General features: G+C 44.1%; 17 protein-coding genes. 1 reads left to right on the top strand and 16 read right to left on the bottom strand.

The window, feature by feature from the left end:
* Position 1 precedes the first annotated feature (1 nt).
* Complete coding sequence (ruvA, locus tag DXB91_RS08805; RefSeq protein WP_022216514.1) at positions 2-604, bottom strand: Holliday junction branch migration protein RuvA; 603 nt, start codon at positions 602-604, stop codon at positions 2-4.
* A gap of 202 nt (positions 605-806) precedes the next feature.
* Here ruvA and DXB91_RS08800 point away from each other — a divergent pair, with 202 nt between their 5' ends.
* Positions 807-1,865 carry a ribonuclease H-like domain-containing protein gene (locus DXB91_RS08800; RefSeq protein WP_118017567.1) on the top strand — a complete coding sequence of 353 codons (1,059 nt, stop codon included), beginning with the start codon at positions 807-809 and terminating at the stop codon, positions 1,863-1,865.
* Positions 1,866-1,936: 71 nt separating this feature from the next.
* On the opposite strand, the gene DXB91_RS08795 is transcribed toward DXB91_RS08800, so the two are convergent.
* The 15 genes from DXB91_RS08795 to DXB91_RS08725 all read right to left on the bottom strand — a co-directional run bounded on the left by DXB91_RS08795 (position 1,937) and on the right by DXB91_RS08725 (position 20,548).
* A complete protein-coding gene (locus DXB91_RS08795; RefSeq protein WP_055222594.1) occupies positions 1,937-3,886 on the bottom strand; it encodes a bifunctional 4-hydroxy-3-methylbut-2-enyl diphosphate reductase/30S ribosomal protein S1 in 1,950 nt (649 codons plus the stop codon).
* 16 nt (positions 3,887-3,902) lie between these two features.
* Positions 3,903-4,565 (bottom strand): (d)CMP kinase, encoded by a 663-nt coding sequence (gene cmk / locus DXB91_RS08790; RefSeq protein ID WP_022216517.1) that lies wholly within the window; start codon positions 4,563-4,565, stop codon positions 3,903-3,905.
* 40 nt (positions 4,566-4,605) lie between these two features.
* Positions 4,606-5,865 (bottom strand): NAD(P)/FAD-dependent oxidoreductase, encoded by a 1,260-nt coding sequence (locus DXB91_RS08785; RefSeq protein ID WP_118017565.1) that lies wholly within the window; start codon positions 5,863-5,865, stop codon positions 4,606-4,608.
* Positions 5,866-5,963: 98 nt separating this feature from the next.
* On the bottom strand, positions 5,964-7,370 hold the full coding sequence (locus DXB91_RS08780) for an oxaloacetate decarboxylase subunit alpha (protein WP_118017563.1): 1,407 nt from the start codon (positions 7,368-7,370) through the stop codon (positions 5,964-5,966).
* A 41-nt stretch (positions 7,371-7,411) separates the two neighbouring features.
* A complete protein-coding gene (locus DXB91_RS08775; protein WP_055222592.1) occupies positions 7,412-8,542 on the bottom strand; it encodes a sodium ion-translocating decarboxylase subunit beta in 1,131 nt (376 codons plus the stop codon).
* 41 nt (positions 8,543-8,583) lie between these two features.
* Positions 8,584-8,955 (bottom strand): biotin/lipoyl-containing protein, encoded by a 372-nt coding sequence (locus DXB91_RS08770; RefSeq protein ID WP_118017561.1) that lies wholly within the window; start codon positions 8,953-8,955, stop codon positions 8,584-8,586.
* A gap of 19 nt (positions 8,956-8,974) precedes the next feature.
* Positions 8,975-9,952 carry an OadG family protein gene (locus DXB91_RS08765; protein WP_117548998.1) on the bottom strand — a complete coding sequence of 326 codons (978 nt, stop codon included), beginning with the start codon at positions 9,950-9,952 and terminating at the stop codon, positions 8,975-8,977.
* Between the two features lie 15 nt (positions 9,953-9,967).
* Positions 9,968-11,383 (bottom strand): acyl-CoA carboxylase subunit beta, encoded by a 1,416-nt coding sequence (locus DXB91_RS08760; protein WP_055273023.1) that lies wholly within the window; start codon positions 11,381-11,383, stop codon positions 9,968-9,970.
* Positions 11,384-11,623: 240 nt separating this feature from the next.
* Positions 11,624-12,148 (bottom strand): CDP-diacylglycerol--glycerol-3-phosphate 3-phosphatidyltransferase, encoded by a 525-nt coding sequence (gene pgsA, locus DXB91_RS08755; RefSeq protein WP_015534884.1) that lies wholly within the window; start codon positions 12,146-12,148, stop codon positions 11,624-11,626.
* Entirely contained in the window at positions 12,145-13,458 is a 1,314-nt protein-coding gene (gene rimO, locus DXB91_RS08750; protein WP_022216522.1) for a 30S ribosomal protein S12 methylthiotransferase RimO, read from the bottom strand. The genes pgsA and rimO overlap by 4 nt, the downstream gene beginning before the upstream one ends.
* A gap of 28 nt (positions 13,459-13,486) precedes the next feature.
* Positions 13,487-14,329, bottom strand: a complete 843-nt coding sequence (gene folD, locus DXB91_RS08745) for a bifunctional methylenetetrahydrofolate dehydrogenase/methenyltetrahydrofolate cyclohydrolase FolD (RefSeq protein WP_015534883.1) — start codon at positions 14,327-14,329, stop codon at positions 13,487-13,489.
* A 12-nt stretch (positions 14,330-14,341) separates the two neighbouring features.
* A complete protein-coding gene (locus DXB91_RS08740) occupies positions 14,342-16,012 on the bottom strand; it encodes a formate--tetrahydrofolate ligase (RefSeq protein WP_118017559.1) in 1,671 nt (556 codons plus the stop codon).
* 19 nt (positions 16,013-16,031) lie between these two features.
* Positions 16,032-18,929, bottom strand: a complete 2,898-nt coding sequence (locus DXB91_RS08735; RefSeq protein WP_118017557.1) for an FtsK/SpoIIIE family DNA translocase — start codon at positions 18,927-18,929, stop codon at positions 16,032-16,034.
* Between the two features lie 21 nt (positions 18,930-18,950).
* The gene (locus tag DXB91_RS08730; protein WP_118017555.1) at positions 18,951-19,832 is read right to left on the bottom strand and encodes an undecaprenyl-diphosphate phosphatase; all 882 of its coding nucleotides are present in this window, start codon (positions 19,830-19,832) and stop codon (positions 18,951-18,953) included.
* Positions 19,833-19,891: 59 nt separating this feature from the next.
* The gene (locus DXB91_RS08725; RefSeq protein ID WP_022216527.1) at positions 19,892-20,548 is read right to left on the bottom strand and encodes a ClpP family protease; all 657 of its coding nucleotides are present in this window, start codon (positions 20,546-20,548) and stop codon (positions 19,892-19,894) included.
* Positions 20,549-20,629: the final 81 nt, after the last annotated feature.

Here is a 20,629-nt window from a genome sequence, read left to right as displayed (position 1 = left end):
TCTATATCATAAATCTGAGTGCCGCCTTAAGGAGCTGCTCCTCATCCATATCCGCTGAACCATCTACACGCGAAACAGCACGTCCCGCCTCAACACCTGAATATCCAAGTGCTGTGAGAGCCGATATGACATTTGTTCTCACATCGCCTGCAGCGGTCTGCACAGCAACCGAATCATTGTATGCTGCATCTATCATATCCTCCATACTCAGCTTATCCTTGAGCTCCAGAATGATCCTCGAAGCGCCCTTTGCCCCGATTCCATTAGCCTTTGATATGGCCTTTACATCCTCAGATATGACCGCAAGCCTGAGCTCGTTCACGGTGAGTGTTGACAGAAGAGACATGGCTACCTTTGGCCCCACACCACTCACTCCCAGCAGTATCTTGAACACATTGAGTTCATCTGCGTTCTCAAAGCCAAACAGACTTATCTCATCCTCGCGTATATACATGTATGTGCTTACTTTTATCTCTGAATGTACCGGTGGAAGCTTCTCCATAAACTTTCCGGATACCATGAGCTGATACCCTATTCCACCACACTCGATCACTATATAATTGTCACCCTTTATTTCAAGTGCTCCTCGAATATATGAAATCATCCGTTAACTTTTCCTGTCCTGTAATATATGACGGTATCTCAAAATCGCATAGAAACCGACACTAAATCTTCGTAATTATATCATATTATTTATCAATTGTGAATATATGTTTGCTTTTTTGAAAAACGACAGCTACTATATATATTGCAGAACAATGCATGTTCTATAATGTACCTTACGCAAGGAACCAAAAGGAGCCATTATGAAAATTTTTGAATATACTGAAGATATAAATGTAGATACAGCTCACATATCGGACGAGCTGTCGGATATACTCTATTTTGATATAGAAACAACCGGCCTCAGCGCCAAACGTTCGGATCTCTATCTGATCGGATGTTCATATTTCTCAGACAGTGCATTTCGCACCCAGTTGATATTCAATGACAACGGAACTTCAGAGCCTGAAATGCTGTCCCATTTTGAACAGATCCTAAAGAATCACAAAATACTGGTGTCATACAACGGCGATACCTTTGACATCCCCTACTTGCTGAAAAAGATGGAGCAATTCGACGTGGACACTACGCTTGACAATATACAGAGCGTGGATATATATAGAACAACCAGAAAATACAAAAAGCTTCTGCGTCTGGACTCGGCTAAGCAGTTTGACATAGAGCATCTGATCGACTTCCAGAGAAATACTTTTATATCAGGAGGCGATCTTATATCCGCCTACAAGCATTATCTGAGTTCTCACGACGAATCTCTGCTTGACGATATGCTCACCCATAACCATGACGATATAAGAGGGCTTATATCTATATCTGAATTTGTGAATATCCCTCATATTCCTGATGACTTTCAGATAGATGATATATCCGATACCATCGATTCAATAACATACAACTGTTCCATTCCAAAGCTTCCATGCCGCATAACGGAATCCCTGAATAGAATTCTTGTAAATGCATGTGACACACATATGCATGTGGTCGTTCCAAAGACCCGGGACACCGAAATGAAATACTTCTTCAAGGACTACAAAAATTATTACTATCTACCTATGGAGCACATGGCCATACACAAATCAATGGCGGCTTATGTGGACGATGCCCACAAGGAAAAAGCGACAAAGGACAATGCTTTCACCATCAAGACCGGCAGCTTCATACCCTGTCCACCAGGATTTCACGGAGAGATATTCTATGATACAGATCTTAAAGGAAACCGTTTTCTTTCGGACAGCACCGAATTACACGAAAAATGTGATCAATCCCACGCCTATATCCTTGCAGTCCTGAACAAACTATTCTGATATAAATATTCTGGCATAAAAAAACCGTAGTCATTATCGACTACGGTTTTCTTAACTGTCTATATATCAGATTACTCCTCTGTGTCCTCTGCTACATCATCTGTATACTCTGGAGCTGGAAGTAATTCCTTTACGCTGAGACTGATCTTCTTGTCATCTGCATTGCACTCAACAACAACTGCCTCAACCTCATCGCCTACCTTGTATACATCCTCTGGCTTGTTAACATGCTCATATGAGATCTGTGATACATGGAGAAGTGCGTCAACACCTGGCTCAAGCTCGATAAATGCACCGAAATCAGCCATTCTTGCTACCTTACCTGTAACTACTGTTCCAGGAGCATACTTCTCTGCTGCGTTAAGCCATGGGTTTGTATCATCAAACTTAAGGCTGAGAGCAATCTTCTCGCCGTCAATGTTCTTGATGAATGCCTTAACAGTATCACCAACCTTGAGAACTGACTTAGGATCGTCAACTCTTCCCCATGACATCTCTGAGATGTGAAGAAGTCCATCTGCTCCACCGAGATCTATGAATGCACCGAAGCTTGTAACGTTCTTTACAACACCCTCAACTATCATTCCAACTTCTATTCTATCAAACAGAGCCTTTGCAGCCTCTGCCTTTCTTGCTGCAACGATCTGCTTTCTGTTACCAATTATTCTTCTCTTCTTTGGCTGGTACTCTGTGAGTACAAACTCGATATCCTGATCAAGGTACTTGTCAAGATTCTTCTCGTATGTATCTGAAACAAGACTAGCAGGGATAAATACTCTTGTCTCATCGTACATAACGTTAAGTCCACCGCTTACAACCTGAACAACCTTACCTGTAAGGATCTCTCCTGACTCAAGAGCAGCCTCAAGCTTCTCATTAGCCTTCTCTGCAGCAACTCTCTTGTATGAGAGAAGAACTGATCCCTCGCCATCGTTTGTCTTAACAACCTTGGCTGTTATCGGATCATCAACATGTACAAGCTCTGTCAGATCTGCATTAGGTGTGTTGGTATACTCGCTTCTAGGAATAATACCATCTGACTTGTAGCTGATGTCTACCAGAATCTCATCAGGCTTAACATCGATAACTCTACCTTCTACTATCTCTCCTGTCTTGATTGAGACTCTGCTCTCATCATTCTTTAATAATTCTTCAAAATTCATCTCGTCCATCCTACCATGAACCTCCTTAATAATTTTGTTTGGGGTAGATGCCCCAGCTGTAATACCTACCCTACTAACGGATTCAAAAGTAGTCAAATCCAAATCAACGAGTGTCTGTATATAGTAAGTATTCTCACATTCTTTTTTACTAATCTCATATAACTTCTGAGTATTAGAGCTGTTCCGACCACCTATAACAATCATGGCATCTACCTTTGATGCAATCTCCTGCGCCTCCCTTTGACGCACGGACGTAGCATTACAGATAGTCTTATAAGCAGTAACATTATACAATTTATTTCGAATAATATCAACAATATAATTAAATTTTCTGTAATTAAAAGTTGTCTGACTAACTATCGATATATTATCCGCTGTTTTGACCTCTCCGTCAATATATTTTCTTACAAAAGCCTCAGCCTCCTCCTCGGAACCTATGACTACCGGAGGCTCTACACACCAGCCCACGATTCCTTTCACCTCGGGATGGCTTGAGTCGCCTATGATGACGACTGTATTTCCTTTCTGTCCTTCCTCGCGCACTATGTTGTGTATCTTCTTGACAAATGGACAGGTCGCATCTATCACCGTATTCCCACCAGCCTCCAGAATGTCATATATCCTTTTCTCAGCGCCATGGGATCTGATTATGACCTTGCTGTCTTTTATCTCAAGCAATTCGTCATCACTGTCGATCACCTGCACTCCGTGCTTTGTAAGATCACCAACCACCTCTTCATTGTGTATTATCTGACCATAAGTATACACATTTTCCTCGTCAGCATGTTCGTATGCTGTATCCACCGCACGCTGAACGCCAAAGCAGAATCCGGCACTCTTTGCAAGTAATATCTCCATATCTAAACCACCTGTATTACATTCTCTCTCTTGCAAGTCCGACTATAGTGTCTGTAACCTGCTCTATCGTCATATCTGAGCTGTCGATAAGAACCGCGTCATCAGCCCTCTTTAAAGGAGCTGTTTTTCTCTCCATATCCTGCTTATCCCTCTGGATTATATCCTGCTCTATCTTCTCTATATCAATATTCTCAGCGCCCTTTGCGACAAGCTCGTCATATCTTCTTTTGGCCCTCACTGCCGAAGAGGCGGTAAGGTATACCTTGAGCTCTGCTGAAGGAAGTATATTTGTTCCTATATCCCTTCCATCCATGACAACATCATTTGAAGCAGCGAGATCCCGCTGGAGTGACAGAAGCTTTTCCCTGACGCATGGAAGTGCAGATGCCTTTGAAGCCATATTACCAGCAGCCTCAGTTCTCAGCTTTCCTGTTACATTCTCGCCGTTAAGGTAGACCTGCTGTGCTCCATCCTCATATTTTATTTCCACGGAAATGTCCGCTATGCTTTTCTCCACCAGGTCTTCATCGCTGGCAGATATATCGCTTTCTGTGAGATATACAGCCACCGCCCTGTACATGGCACCTGTATCCACATATATAAAACCAAGCTCGCCTGCCGCCTTTTTTGCTATCGTGCTTTTGCCTGCACCTGCAGGTCCATCTATTGCTATATTCATATCTTCGTCTCCCTGTAATTAAATTGACTGTCCTCCACGCCTATTGTAAACTCTCGGAAGCAGAAAGTCCAGCCAGATATCCAGTCGACCACGCCACCTGCAGGTTAAATCCACCTGTCAGCGCATCGATATCCAGCAGTTCTCCGGCAAAATACACGTCCCCCACAAGCTTAGACTCCATGGTGGAAGGATTTACCTCTTTTACGCTCACTCCGCCTCTTGTGATTATAGCCTCATCATATCCCCGAAGCCCCACAAATGTAAGTCTGAATTCCTTCAGCACATCTATAAGTCTCTGTCTTTCTTCCCTGGTCACTGAGTTGACCTTCTTATACGGATTGATACCGGATCTCTCCACAACCACATCTATCATCTTGATCGGAAGCAGATCTCCAAGAGAATTCTTGAAGTCTTTGTTTGCATATTTCTTGAAATCCTTGAGGAGTCTGGCATCAAGCATATCTCTGTCCATAGCCGGCTTCAGATCTATGTACATGTCTATATCTTTTCCAATATACCTGTGTATATATGCGGAGGCCTTGATCACCAGCGGCCCACTTATGCCAAAGTGGGTAAACAGCATCTCCCCCTGTTCGTCAAATATTTTCTTCTTTCCACTGCTTATGTGAAGTGCCACGTTTTTAAGCGACAGTCCCATCATCATGGAGCAGCATTTCTCTTCTATCTCAAACGGAACCAGTGATGGACTTAACGGCTTTATCGTATGACCCATATGTTCTGCCAGTCTGTATCCGTCTCCGGTAGATCCCGTGAGTGGATACGATCTTCCGCCGGTACAAATTATAACAGCATCACAGTATATCCTGTCATTGCCTGTCCCGCCGTTATCTCCTGATACGTCAACACTCTTTATCCTGCCATCCTCTATATTGATTCCTGTAACCTTCGTATTCAAATACAGACTTATATTTTTATTTCTGTTTATAAGAGTTTTGAATGCTCCTATAACGTCTGAAGAATGATCGCTTGTCGGGAACACTCTTCCTCCGCGTTCTATCTTGAGCGGACATCCGGCCTTCTCAAGATAGTCCATTATCATATTGTTGTCAAATGTATAAAAGGAGCTGTACATAAACTTGCTGTTCGTGACCACTGAATTAAAAAATCCGTCAGCGTCACATGCATTTGTCACATTACAACGTCCCTTACCTGTTATAAATAACTTTTTTCCGATCCTGTCATTCTTTTCAATGAGAATGACCTTATTCTTCTGTGCCGCTGTCAGTGCAGCCATTACCCCTGCAGCTCCTGCTCCTATAACCACTATTTTTCCTGTCATATTATCTCCATATATTAAACAAAAGGACAGAGACTCCGCTCGCGGAGCTCCGTCCCTTTTTATGATCATTTATATAGCTGACCTTATGAATTCAGTTATTAAACTGGATAAGCTGTGCTGTCCTTGTCAACAAGTGTGACATCGACCTTCTTATCCTGAGCCTCTCTGTACTTGAAGAAGTCAGTTGCAACCTGTGGGAACAGTGCATATGTGAGTACATCCTCATCCTGCTTCTTGTACTGGATCATCTCCTTCTCAATCTTGTCGAGCTCGTTCTCAAGAAGATCTGCTGGACGGCATGTGATCTGCTCCTCATCGCCGATAACCTTCTTCTTAACCTCTGGATCAACAGGCTTTACTGACTGACCATACTCGCCACGTACAAGTGCCTTTGACTCCTTTGTACACATCTTGTATCTCTCGCCTGTTACAACGTTGAGAACTGCCTGTGTGCCAACGATCTGGCTTGAAGGAGTAACAAGTGGCGGCTCACCATAGTCCTTACGAACTCTTGGAACCTCCTCAAGAACGGCCTCAAACTTATCCTCAGCACCCATCTCCTTGAGCTGTGATACGAGGTTTGAAAGCATTCCACCAGGTACCTGGTAGAGAAGTGTCTTAACGTTAACGCCAAGAACCTTTGGATTTAAGAGACCGCTTGCGATCCACTCTTCTCTGAGTGGTCTGAAGTAGTCTGCTATCTCAGCCAGAAGCTTCTGATCCAGACCTGGATCAAACTCTGTTCCCTCAAATGTCTTGGCCATAACCTCTGTTGCAGGCTGTGATGTACCAAGCGCAAGAGGTGAGATTGCTGTATCGATGACATCACATCCAGCCTCTACAGCCTTGAGGTATGTCATTGAAGCTACACCTGATGTGTAATGTGTATGAAGCTGAATTGGAAGGCTTGAACCATCCTTGAGTGCCTGTACAAGCTCTGTAGCCTTATTTGGAACAAGAAGTCCGGCCATATCCTTGATACAGATTGAATCTGCTCCCATATCCTCGATTCTCTTTGCCATATCCTTCCAGTAATCCAGAGTATATGCATCACCGAGTGTATATGAAAGAGCTACCTGGGCATGTCCACCCTCTTTATTACAAGCCTTAACTGATGTCTGAAGGTTTCTAAGATCGTTCAGACAGTCAAATATTCTGATGATATCAATACCATTTGCGATTGACTTCTGTACGAAATACTCTACAACATCATCTGCATAATGACGGTATCCGAGGATATTCTGTCCTCTGAAGAGCATCTGCAGCTTTGTATTCTTGAATCCATCTCTGAGCTTTCTGAGTCTCTCCCATGGATCCTCCTTAAGGAATCTGAGTGATGCATCAAATGTTGCACCGCCCCAGCACTCTACTGAATGATAACCAACCTTATCCATCTTGTCGATGATAGGAAGCATCTGCTCGGTTGTCATACGAGTAGCTATAAGTGACTGATGCGCATCACGCAGTACAGTTTCCGTAATCTTTATCGGTTTCTTATCTGCCATTTTATCGTCCTCCTATATAATTTCATTGCCTAAATTCTTAATTAAATTCCAAATATTGCAAGGAATGTACCAGCTGCTACGGCTGTACCGATAACACCTGCAACATTTGGTCCCATAGCATTCATCAGAAGGAAGTTTGTAGGATCATACTGTGCTCCAACCTTCTGTGATACTCTGGCTGCCATTGGAACGGCTGATACACCAGCAGAACCGATAAGCGGATTAACCTTGCCCTTTGTCGCCCAGCACATGAGCTTACCGAAGAGAACTCCGGCTGCTGTACCAACTGCGAATGCGACAAGACCAAGGAATACTATCTTAAGTGTACTCATCTTAAGGAATGCCTCTGCACTTGTAGAAGCACCTACTGAAGTACCAAGTAAGATAACTACGATATACATAAGAGCGTTTGAAGCTGTCTCTGTGAGCTGCTTAACAACGCCGCACTCTCTGAAGAGGTTACCAAGCATCAGCATACCTACAAGTGGTGCTGTTGTTGGAAGTATAAGAACTACCACAAGTGTAACGATGATAGGGAAAAGGATCTTCTCGATCTTGGTTACAGGTCTGAGCTGTGGCATTCTAACAAGTCTCTCCTTCTTTGTTGTGAGAGCCTTCATGATAGGTGGCTGTATAACAGGTACAAGTGACATATATGAATATGCCGCAACTGCTATAGGTCCGAGAAGTGTTCCACCCATGCCGAGCTTACCGGCAAGGTAGATAGATGTAGGACCATCTGCACCACCGATGATCGATATAGCCGCAGCCTCTTTGCCGTTGAATCCCATAAGGAATGCAAGGAAGTAAGCTGTATAGATACCGAACTGAGCTGCAGCGCCGAGCAGGAAACTCTTCGGGTTCGCGATAAGCGGACCAAAGTCTGTCATGGCACCTACGCCCATGAATATAAGTGAAGGTAAGATACTCCACTCATCAAGCAGGTAAAAATAATGTAACAAGCCGCCCTCTGCCATAATATCTGGGAACATGTTTACAAGAAACATACCAAATGAGATAGGGACAAGAAGAAGTGGCTCAAAACCCTTTCCGATCGCAAGATACATGAAAGCAAACGCTATAAGGATCATAACGTAATTCTTCCAGTCAAGACTTGCAAAACCGGTCTGATTAGCTAAATTTGTCAAAACGTCAACTATTGTGCTGCCCATTTAGTTGTTTCCTCCTATAAGATTTATTCTACTTCAAGCAATTAGTTGAGTGTTGCAAGTGTGTCGCCTGACTCAACACTAGCGCCTACTGTAACATCTATGCTTGCGATAGTACCATCTTCCGGAGCAACAACTTCGTTTTCCATCTTCATAGCCTCAAGGATAAGGATTACCTGACCCTTCTTTACTGAATCGCCAACATTAGCCTTTACTGCAAGGATCTTACCAGGCATAGGTGATGAAACCTTAACGCTTCCTGCGCCGCCTGCTGCTGGTGCTGCTGGAGCTGCTGCTGGTGCAGGTGCTGCCACTGGAGCTGCTACAGGTGCTGCTACTGGAGCTGCGCCACCTGATAATTCTTCAACTGATACATCGTATGATGTGCCATTAACTGTGATTCTATAATTCTTCATAACAATTATCCTCCTATAATTATCTCTTATTCTTTTTTCTTGGTCTTACAACCAACTTATCGTTACTTGGATAGTTTACACGAACTCTTGTCTTTCCGCCCTGTGCCGCCATAACCGCTGCTGATATAACCGCAACAAGCTCTGAGTCGTTCATAACGCTCTCACCGGTCGCTGTGTTGACAATGTCTACTATTCCAGCTGGAGCAGGTGCGCTTCCTGCAGGAGTCTCATCCTCCTTGTCAACATTTAATGTTGCAACGCTTCCAAGAGCCTTCTTTGCCTTCTCAGCCTTTCTCTTCTCTCTTGTCTCCTTGTCCAAAAGAGCCGGAACATACTTGAGAAGTGAAATTATGAATGATATGAAGATAAGTGCTATAAACACGATACCCATACCTATGAGGGTATTTGCTCCCGCATCCTTCATCTTGTCCTTAAGTGTCTGATTAGCAGCAACTTCAAATTCGGAAATCTTGTATGGATAAACACCATTTGATGCAAGCATCTGATCAGCCTCTTCTTCTGAATACTGATTCTGAGCCATCACTGAATACTTCTGAAAATTGTAAGTTACCGAATTGTCTACAAATGTTGCCTTTACTATAGCTTCTTTTTCTGCACATTCTGCATATAATGTAACAACAACCTTGTCATCAACTTCTTGTATTGTTTTATCATCTTCATCTTCGAGATTGACCGGCTTAAACTGCTGGAATTTACCATAGTCAGACTCAATCGTTGAAAAAACCTTTAATGCATCAGCAGTCGTTTCATCTACCTGACCGCCATTTGCCTCTTCATCTACATAGAAATTATATACATCTTCAACCTGCGCAATCTGCATGTAATTCGTAGCCTGTGTTTCTGCTATCTGAACCAATGTGTTTCCGTCATAGTCAAATTCTACTTTCTTGTCTGAAGACGAACATCCGGCAAGTGCAAATGTAACAGCTAACATAGAAACTATCAATAATAACTTTTTCTTTATTATCTTTTCCATTAAGTTGTCACTCCTTTATATTGTTCCATGCTTCTTGAATGGTCTGTCCTCACTCTTTGAAAAAAGCATATCGAGTGCTGCTATAACTCTCTTTCTTGTTGCATCAGGCTCGATAATGTCATCCACATATCCTCTTCTTGCTGCTGAGAGAGCTCCTGAAAGCGCCTCTGTGTACTCTGCCTTCTTATCATTGATATAAGCAAGCTTGTCACCAGCTGCTGCGATCTCATCTTCATACATGATCTTTACAGCCATCTCTGGATCCATTGTTCCGATAACTGACTTAGGCCAAGCAAATACAACATCAGCTCCGATAGCCTTTGAACACATAACTGTGTAGGCTGTACCATATGCCTTGTCAAGCATAACAGTTACCTTTGGCACTGTTGCGTTGGCATAAGCGTAAGTAAGCTTTGCAACAGCCTTTGAGATAGTCTTCTCTTCCTTTACAGTTGCTGCAAATCCCTTGATGTTTACAAGTGTGACAACTGGGATGTTGAATGAATCACAAAGCTTTACGAAATCCTCTGCCTTATATGCACCGGCTGTTGTCATGACATCCTTCTGGTTTCCGACAACACCGACTGTCTCACCGTTAAGTCTGATAAATGCAGTAACAACGTCATCTGCAAAATCCTTCTTGAGCTCGAATACAAACTCATCATCAGTGATATCTGCTATAACAGCCTTCACATCCCCTGCCTTTGTAGCAAGATCTGGAATGATTCTGTTCACATCATCCTCACATACTGCGCAGTCGCCATCATCCTCATTGTTTGATGGAAGAAGACCTACCATAGTTCTCACTGCACCGAGAAGCTCTGCCTCTGTGTCGTATACTGCGTCAACATTTGCTGTGTTCTCTGCAACATAATCTGCTGCTGCAGTGTCAAGCTTCTCTGCACGGTTCTCATCCAGTGCATTTGGACTGTTAACAAAGAGCTTAGCTCCTTCCTTAGTCATGAATGTTACGTCTGTGAGATTAGGTATAAGTGCTGCACCACCACCGCATGTACCAAATATAGCTGTGATCTGTGGTATTACACCTGATGCAAGAGTCTGCTTCATGAATACCTCTCCAAATGCATTAAGAGCATCTGTAGCCTCCTGAAGTCTGAGTCCGGCACAATCGATCAGCCCGATAACAGGTGCGCCCATCTTCATTGCCATGTCGTAAAGGTTTGCGATCTTCTTGGCATGCATCTCGCCTATAGAACCGCCGAGCACCTTTGCATCCTGGCTGTAAACATAAACTAAATTGCCATCGATCACTCCATAACCGGTTATTACGCCGTCTTTTGGAGTATCCTTGTCCTGAATGTTGAAATCTGTATTTCTAGCAGTTACATATGCGCCGATTTCAACAAAACTTGAGTCATCAAGTAACATTGAAATTCTGTCACTTGCTGACAAGCTTGGTGTGTTGCTCATTTTTAGCCCTCCGTTTAATTTATTTTAGGACTATATATAGTCCAATTTTCGCCGAGTATAATTGTAAAGCCTTTGTCGTCATATTTCAAGTAAAATCGAAAAAACCACCAAAGGTTTATCGGCGTTGTAAGCGATTATTTTTCAAAATAAAACAGGGAATCTGTGTAAAATATACCCTCAAAAAAAAGTATACCCCAAATTCCCCGTTGAATTATAAAATCTGTTTTATTTTTTACTGTTTTAGTCCTTGAGAACTTCTCTGTTGTGATACAGATAATCTCCAAGAGATATAAGTGTCAGTGCAAGTGCAAGGTAGATGAGCACCTGATCAAAGATGTAGAACACCTTGAGATCAGCTATCAGAAATCCTACCATGATCATCTGAACCGTTGTCTTGATCTTTCCCCACCATCCGGCAGCAATAACAATTCCCTTTTCTGCCGCAATAAGTCTGAATCCGCTTATTATGAAATCACGCGCTATGATCACTATAACGATCCATGCCGGGATCCTGTTCAGATCCGACAGTGCTATGAGTGCCGAACATACCAGCAGCTTATCTGCCAGAGGATCCATGAATTTTCCAAAATTGGTTACCAGATTGTATTTTCTTGCAATCTTTCCGTCAAGCATATCCGTAAGTGATGCTGCTATGAATATTCCAAGTGCCACCCACTTCGACCATCCCGGTGACATATATAAAAACACGAGAAAGAATGGAATCATTATAGCTCTTAGTATTGTCAATTTGTTTGGTAAATTCATTCTACTATCACTCCTGTCAAGTCATATTCATTTGCCTCGGTTATCTTCACATCCACAAATGAACCGGATATCAATTCATATGGTGCGCTGACGAATACTATTCCGTCAACCCCCGGAGCATCTCTGTAGGTTCTTCCCACATATACATCATCGTCGACCAGATATCCCTCAATGAGAACCTTCTGGGTGCTTCCGATCATCTGCTGGTTCTTCTCATAGGAAATTTCCTGCTGAAGCTCCATGATCTCATCGCGCCACTTTACAGCCAGCTCTCCATCCACCTGATCCTCGTACTCCGCAGCCGGAGTGCCCTCCTCAGGCGAATAAGTGAATACTCCAAGCCTGTCAAACTCGCACTCGTCAACAAAGTCGACCAGACCATCGTGCAGTTCCTGTGTCTCACCTGGAAAACCAGATATGAGCGTGGTTCTGATGGCTATATCCGGCATGGCTGTCCTCAGTCTGCCGACAAGCTCCACAATGTCCTCTCTGCTGGTCCGTCTGCCCATTCTCTTAAGTATCGCATTCTCAGAATGCTGGATAGGTATATCGACATAATGGCAGATCTTCGGATTCGTGGCCATAACCTCTATTAGTTCATCTGTTATCTCCTCCGGATAACAGTACAGAAGTCTTATCCACTCTATGCCTTCTATCTCACTGAGTTTTGTGAGAAGCTCTGGAAGCTTCTTCTCACCATACAGATCAACTCCGTACAGCGTAGTCTCCTGTGCCACAAGGACAAGCTCCTTTATACCATCAGACGCAAGCTTTTCAGCGGATGCGATCAGGCTGTCCATCGGCATGCTTCTGTATCTGCCTCGTATGTGAGGTATTATACAATAAGTGCACAGTTTATTACAACCTTCTGCGATCTTAAAATACGCCATCGACGCATTTGTCGTTACTATTCTCTCGGCAATCGGCCTTGGAGTATAATTTATATCATCTACGATCGACTCCTCGTCGGTTCCTATTGCCTCAACTATCTTATCGTAATTGGTCGCACCAATAATGACATCGATCTCCGGAAGCTCCTTCATTATCTCGTCCTTGTATCTCTGGGACAGACATCCCGCAACGATAAGCTTTTTTAGTTTTCCGGTTTTCTTCAGTTCTCCCATCTCGATGATGGTGTTGATGCTTTCCTCTTTCGCATCGCTGATGAACGCACAGGTATTTACAACTACTACATCTGCCTCTGTCTCATCATTTGTAAGCTGGTGGCCGGCTTTGTTCAGCAAACCGAGCATGACCTCGCTGTCCACCAGATTTTTATCACAGCCTAGTGATATGAGTAATACTTTCATCTGTTCTCCAATAATTTTGCACTTGTTCTTAGTTTATATTTATTGATTCCACGCAGTTTGACATGAGCATGGCTATGGTCATAGGGCCGACTCCGCCAGGTACAGGAGTTATCGCTCCGGCAACCTCCTTGGCTGATTCAAAATCCACATCACCGCAGAGCTTATTATTCTCATCCCTGTGGATTCCCACATCTATAACTGTTGCGCCTTCCTTGATGTAAGATGCATCGATCATTTCTGGCTTTCCTATTGCCACCACGAGTATATCAGCACGTCTGCACACTTCCTTGAGATTCTTTGTTCTGGAATGGCACACGGTTACGGTTCCGTTCTCGCGGAGCAGCAGCATGCTCATAGGCTTGCCTACTATATTGCTTCTGCCGAGTACCACGCACTCCTTACCCTCTATCTCTATTCCTGATCTCTTGATGAGCTGGATAACTCCGGCTGGTGTACATGACACAAAGCCCGGCTGTCCTATGCTGAGCGCACCAACACTCATCGGATGGAAGCCGTCCACATCCTTCTTTGGAGATATGGTCTTTATGACCTTATCCTCATCTATATGCTTTGGAAGCGGGAGCTGTACAAGTATTCCGTTCACCTTGTCGTCAGAATTGAGCTTCTCTATAAGTGCAAGAAGCTCCTCCTCAGTTGTCTCCTCTGGGAGCTCGTATGACAGTGAACCTATTCCTATATACTCACATGCCTTCTTCTTGTTGCCAACATATACTGATGAAGCAGGATCATTGCCGACCTGAATAACAGCAAGGCATATCTCTACACCCTCTGCCTTAAGCCCTGCAACCTTCTCCTTGAGCTCATCCTTTATCTGTTTTGATATAACCTTACCATCTATAAGCTTATACATTTATCTGTCCTCCTAGAATAATCCGACGATCTTGCCGTCATCATCCACATAAATTCTCTCTGCAGCCGGAGCCTTTGGAAGTCCAGGCATGGTCATGATCGTTCCGGTAATCGCTACCACAAATCCTGCTCCTGCACTGACATAAACCTCACGGATATTTATATCGAATCCTGTAGGTCTTCCAAGCTTCTTTGGATCATCTGACAGAGAATACTGGTTCTTTGCCATACATACAGGGAAGTTACCAAATCCCATCTCCTCGATCTTGGCGATGGCCTTGCTGGCCTCTGCACTGTATGTAACACCATCCGCGCCATATATCTCTGTAGCGATACAGTTTATCTTATCCTTTATTGAAAGGCTGTCATTGTAGAGCACCTTGAAGTTGCTCTTCTTGTTCTCCAGCGTGTTGAGCACCGCATTTGCAAGGTCTATACCACCCTTGCCTCCCTGCTCCCATACATTTGCAAGGGCAAAATCACAGTCTCTGTCCTCGCAGAACTTCTTGACAAAGTCAAGCTCTGCCTGGCTGTCTGTGACAAATCTGTTCAGTGTAACAACAACAGGAACGCCATACTTCTGAAGATTCTCAATATGCTTTTCAAGGTTTACTATACCAGCCTTAAGCGCGCCGAGATTCTCCTCGCCGAGATCTGCCTTTGCAACTCCGCCATTGTACTTGAGTGCTCTTACTGTAGCAACCAGAACCACCGCATCCGGCTTAAGGTTGTTCATTCGGCACTTGATATCGAAGAACTTCTCAGCTCCGAGATCTGCGCCAAATCCTGCCTCTGTTATTACATAATCTGCAAGCTTTAATGCTGTCTTTGTAGCCATTACACTGTTACATCCATGTGCTATATTTGCAAATGGTCCGCCGTGTACGATTGCCGGTGTATGCTCAAGTGTCTGGATAAGGTTTGGCTTGATGGCATCCTTTAAGAGCGCTGCCATAGCTCCTACAGCCTTGAGATCAGCCGCTGTCACAGGCTCATTGTCCATGTTGTATGCAACGATTATTCTGCCAAGTCTCTCCTGAAGATCCTTCATATCACTTGCAAGACAGAGAATAGCCATGATCTCCGATGCAACTGTGATGACAAATCCGTCCTCTCTAGGCACTCCGTCGACACGCTTTCCAAGTCCGACAACTGTGTGTCTGAGAACTCTGTCGTTCATATCCATACATCTCTTGAACACTATTCTGTTCACATCTATTCTCAGTGCATTTCCCTGCTGGATATGGTTATCCATCATGGCTGCAAGGAGATTGTTTGCAGATGTTATAGCATGAAAATCTCCTGTAAAGTGGAGGTTGAGATCCTCCATAGGTACTACCTGTGCATATCCGCCGCCGGCTGCACCACCCTTGATTCCAAAACATGGTCCAAGTGATGGCTCACGAAGTGCGATAACCGCCTTCTTTCCAAGCTGTCCCATAGCCTCACCAAGTCCTACAGTGATTGTCGTCTTTCCCTCTCCTGCAGGTGTTGGATTGATGGCTGTAACGAGGATAAGCTTTCCGTTCTCGTTGCCCTCAACCTTCTTTATAAGCTCATCTGAGAGCTTTGCCTTATACTTTCCATAGAGATCGAGGTCATCCTCTGATATTCCGAGCTTTGCAGCAACCTCCCTTATGTGCTTCATCTCAGCCTTCTGTGCAATTTCAATGTCTGTCATCATAGCTCTTATCCTCCGCTTTTTATAAATTAGTGTCTATATATTCATCAAACTGTTCCTGAGTCATCAGGATCTTTCTGGCCTTTGTGCCCTCCTCCGGGCCAACTACTCCCGCGGCCATCAACTGATCCATGATCCTTGCGGCTCTGTTAAAGCCTATCTTGAACGTTCTCTGAAGCATACCTATAGAAGCTTTTTCTTTCTCTATAATGAATCTTCCCGCTTCCACGAAATATTCATCCTTATCACTGGCTGAAGCCCCACCTATCGCTGTGGCGCCTGATCCACCATTTCCGGATATTGATTTGGATATCTCATCATCATATGTTCCCACGCCATTGTTCTTCTTGAGGAAATCAACAACCGCTGTAACCTCATCATCCGACACAAATGCGCCCTGTACTCTGACCGGCTTAGGATAGCCTGTCGGATAGAACAGCATATCTCCCTTTCCAAGAAGTTTCTCTGCTCCTACCATATCAAGTATGGTTCTGGAATCAACTCCCGACGAAACTGCAAATGCTATTCTCGATGGAACATTTGCTTTTATGAGACCTGTTATGACATCAACCGACGGTCTCTGTGTTGCTATGACAAGATGTATACCCGCTGCTCTGGCAAGCTGTGAAAGTCTCACTATAGCATCCTCGACTTCGCCGTGGGCAACCATCATAAGATCTGCAAGCTCATCCACTATGACCACTATCTGTGGCATCTTGGTCAGCTTTTCTCCATCAGCTCCCGCTATAACGGCATTTTCAACCTTGTCATTATATCCCTGTATATTACGTACACTGTGCTCAGCAAAAAGCTGGTATCTTCTTGTCATCTCCATGACTGCCCAGTTGAGTGCCCCTGCCGCCTTCTTTGGATCTGTTACGACCGGTATCAAAAGGTGTGGTATGCCATTGTAGCATGCAAGCTCAACCATCTTAGGATCTATCATTATGAGCTTTACCTCCTCCGGTGTGGCTTTGTACAGTATACTCATTATAAGTGTATTGATACACACTGATTTACCCGAACCTGTGGCTCCGGCGATCAGAAGATGCGGCATCTTGGCAATATCCGTTGCGATGACCTGTCCACTTATATCCTTACCAACCGCAAATGCCACTTTGGACTTGAGGTTCTTGAAATTATCTGATTCTATAAGCTCCCGGAACGCCACAATTGAGTTCTCCTTGTTAGGGACCTCTATTCCTATGGCTGCCTTGCCAGGTATCGGTGCCTCTATACGTATATCCGCAGCCGCAAGGTTGAGCTTTATGTCGTCCGCAAGGTTCAGTATCTTGCTGACCTTGACACCCTGCTCCGGCTGCATCTCAAATCTCGTTACAGCAGGACCGCAGCTATAGTTTGTTATGGTTACATTAACACCAAATGTCTCGAGGGTATTCTTAAGCTTGATGGCTGTCTCCCTGACATGGGCATCCCTGTTGGAATTGTTCGCCTTTTTAGGCTGGGACAGCAGATCTGCCGTTGGGAATTTATACTTTCTTCCCTCCTGATACTGCTTTGAGCTCTCAGTCTGTACCGCCGGCTTCTTTTTGCTTTGAGCCGCGGTATCCGTCTTCTCCTCCTCCGCAAATGCAGAGTCGTAGAGCGGATTGTAATCTGACACACTCTCTGGATGCATATTGCCATTTACCGCTCCCGCAAGGACATCCTCCGCATCATCAGTAAATGAAAGTATCTCTGCATCCTCCATATCAGTGTCCACAGCAGCCAGCTTTGGTTCTTCAGGAGTTACGACCACCGGCTTTCTTCTCTTCACAGGTGCAGGCTTCCGCACCGGTTTATGCACAGGATCCTCTCTGTCTATCTGAACTGGATTGACGATCTCCTCTCTGTCGGTCATGACGATCTTCTCTATATCATTGTTAAATTCATCATAGGACATATCCACAGCGCCATCGCCAGGAGTGAGCTCGTGGACATCCTCCATGGCAAAGAAATCCCTGGCAGGCTCCCTCTCTACACCCTTCTGTGTCTTAGTCTTCCTTGGCTTGACCTGCGTTGCAGCAGTCCTGTCGGAAGCTCTGTCATCCTTGGTCTTATCGCTGCTGTACACATTGAGATTTGCCATCGATGGTCTCACTCTGCGAACCGGAGTATCATTTACATCATGTGAGTAATAACCATCGTCATATCTGTCACTTTGATACTCCTCATCTTCATACTGTTCGTCATCATCACTTTCTCTGCGCTCACGGATAGATGCTATGAAAAGTTTGATCTCGTCTATAACTGATATCTCCGTTATGAGAATGAACATGATAACCGCAGCTATAAATATTACTATGCACGCACCCGGAACTCCAAGCAGTGTCCTTATCGCAAAGAATATTCCTCCGCATATAACTCCTCCGCCTGATCTGTCCTTATACCCATCCATGTACAGAACCTTGACCGACTCAAAGGTCGATGAATATATAGCCTGAAATACCATGGACAACAGGATGAGCACAACGCCAAAATATACAACCTTTTTGACGATCTTCCTCCTGAAATCATTTGATATAAGATAGGCAGCCGACACAAACAGATATACCGGGAATATGTACTCGCTGAAACCGATTATTCCAAAGAAAAATCCCGATACGGTATCTCCCACTATTCCGCAGATCCTGAAGTTTGCAAGCAGCAGAAATACCGAAAATGCAAAGAGAACTATGAGTATGATCTCACTTCTCATCTGCTTCTGCCTTGCCAGTTCCTCTTCCCGGGCTTTGCGTTCTATGGCAGCCTTTGATCTGGCAGATGTTTTTTTCGATGCAGTATTCTTCTTCGCAGATGTCCTGTTATTTGATCCGCCTTTTGAAGAGTTCTTTGCCACAGTCTTTTTAGACGCAGCGTTTTTGGACGTGCCATTCTTTGATGTATTGTTCTTGTATGACTTTTTATTACCAGCAGCCATTTTCTACCTCTATTCTAAATCTTAAGCAACAAAATACCATATTACAGACACGATTCCCGCGATCATACAATATATGGAAAATCCCTTAAAATTCTTTTTCTTGACCGTATAAAGCATAAATTTTATACATATGTATCCGACAATGCCGGCAACGATCATACCAACTATGTAATTAACGACATCCGCCCCTGAGATTGATGCCTTAAACAGATCAGGTATCTCCAGTATGACAGCGCCAAGAACAGCCGGTATGGACATTATAAACGAATACTTTACTGTAAATTTTCTTGTGTAGCCGCACGCCATACCTGCAGTTATCGTACTTCCGGATCTGGATATTCCGGGAAGTGTGGCAACAGCCTGTGCCAGTCCAACAAATATGGCATTTCTGTATGTAGCCTTTGCTACACTTTTCTTACCAGCCGGCAGTCTGTCCGCAAAATACAGGATAACAGATGTTATACACAGACAGATACCCGGTATCAAAAGTGTATCTCCCGCATGTCCTATAGCTTTGTCAAATGGGACTGCGATCACCGTCGTCGTAAGAGTTGACACGAGTATGAGCATAACAAACTTTCTGTATGCCGTACACACGATCTTCCTATACGGATATATCTTTCCCTCATTCGAGGTCTTGTTCTTTATGAAATTTACCAAATTGACACAGCAGTCTCCAACTATCTTTAATCCCTCTATAACGAGCTTCTTTATATCTGCCCAGTAGACTATAAATATGGCAACCAGCGTGCCAAAATGGAGCAGTATGTCAAATAATATACCCGTATCGGTCTCCACTCCAAAAATATTCTTGAAAATAGCCAGATGTCCCGAACTGCTGACTGGAAGAAATTCTGTAGCTCCCTGTATTATTCCCATCAAAATTGCCTGTAATAAGCTCATGACCGACCTCCCTTGATCGATGTTTATACAATATCCTATGGAATTTTACTATCATTTTCTTAATTAATCAAGTCATACAGCGTTTTTAAAGCCGCCGACATACCACCGATCCTGTCTATAACCCTTTTTTCGACAGCCTGTTTTCCTATCAGGACCGAGCCCACATCCTTGGTCAGCTCTGTCGTGTTAAACATAAGTTTCTCCAGTTCTTTCCTGTCTATAGATGAGTGATCCACTGTGAACTGTATGATCCTCTCCTGCATCTTCTCTATATATTCAAAGTTCTGCTTAACTCCAAGCACCGCCGTATTTGTCCTTATTGGATGAACTATCATCGTTGCGGTCGGCACTATAAAAGACACATTTCCCGACACCGCCAGAGGAACTCCTATGGAATGTCCGCCGCCAAGCACGATATTGACGACCGGCTTTGACAGGCTGGACAACATCTCAGATATGGCAAGTCCGGACTCAACATCGCCTCCGACCGTATTTATCAGAGTCAGGACTCCCTTTACATCTCCGCAGTTTTCTGCCTGGGCTATCACCGGAAGCAGCTTCTCGTAGCTTGTACTCTTCATACCGGCAGGAAGCTTGTCATGCCCCTCAATCTCTCCATATATTCCACATAACAGGATATAACCTCCACCTGGAACATCCATAACATGTATGTTGTCAGTGAGTTTTAACCTCTCAGCGATCGATACCGATTCCACTTCGCCTGCACCACCTTCCAACCCCGATCCACTCATTCCGCATCAGGGCAAAAATTAAGAAGGGCTGAGCCCTTCTTAACT

The organism is Coprococcus sp. OM06-34AC (genome assembly GCF_003462545.1).
GTDB classification, from domain to species: domain Bacteria; phylum Bacillota; class Clostridia; order Lachnospirales; family Lachnospiraceae; genus Coprococcus; species Coprococcus aceti.
The sequence above is the reverse complement of the archived record's forward strand: the minus strand, read 5'-3'. Positions and strand labels throughout refer to the sequence as shown.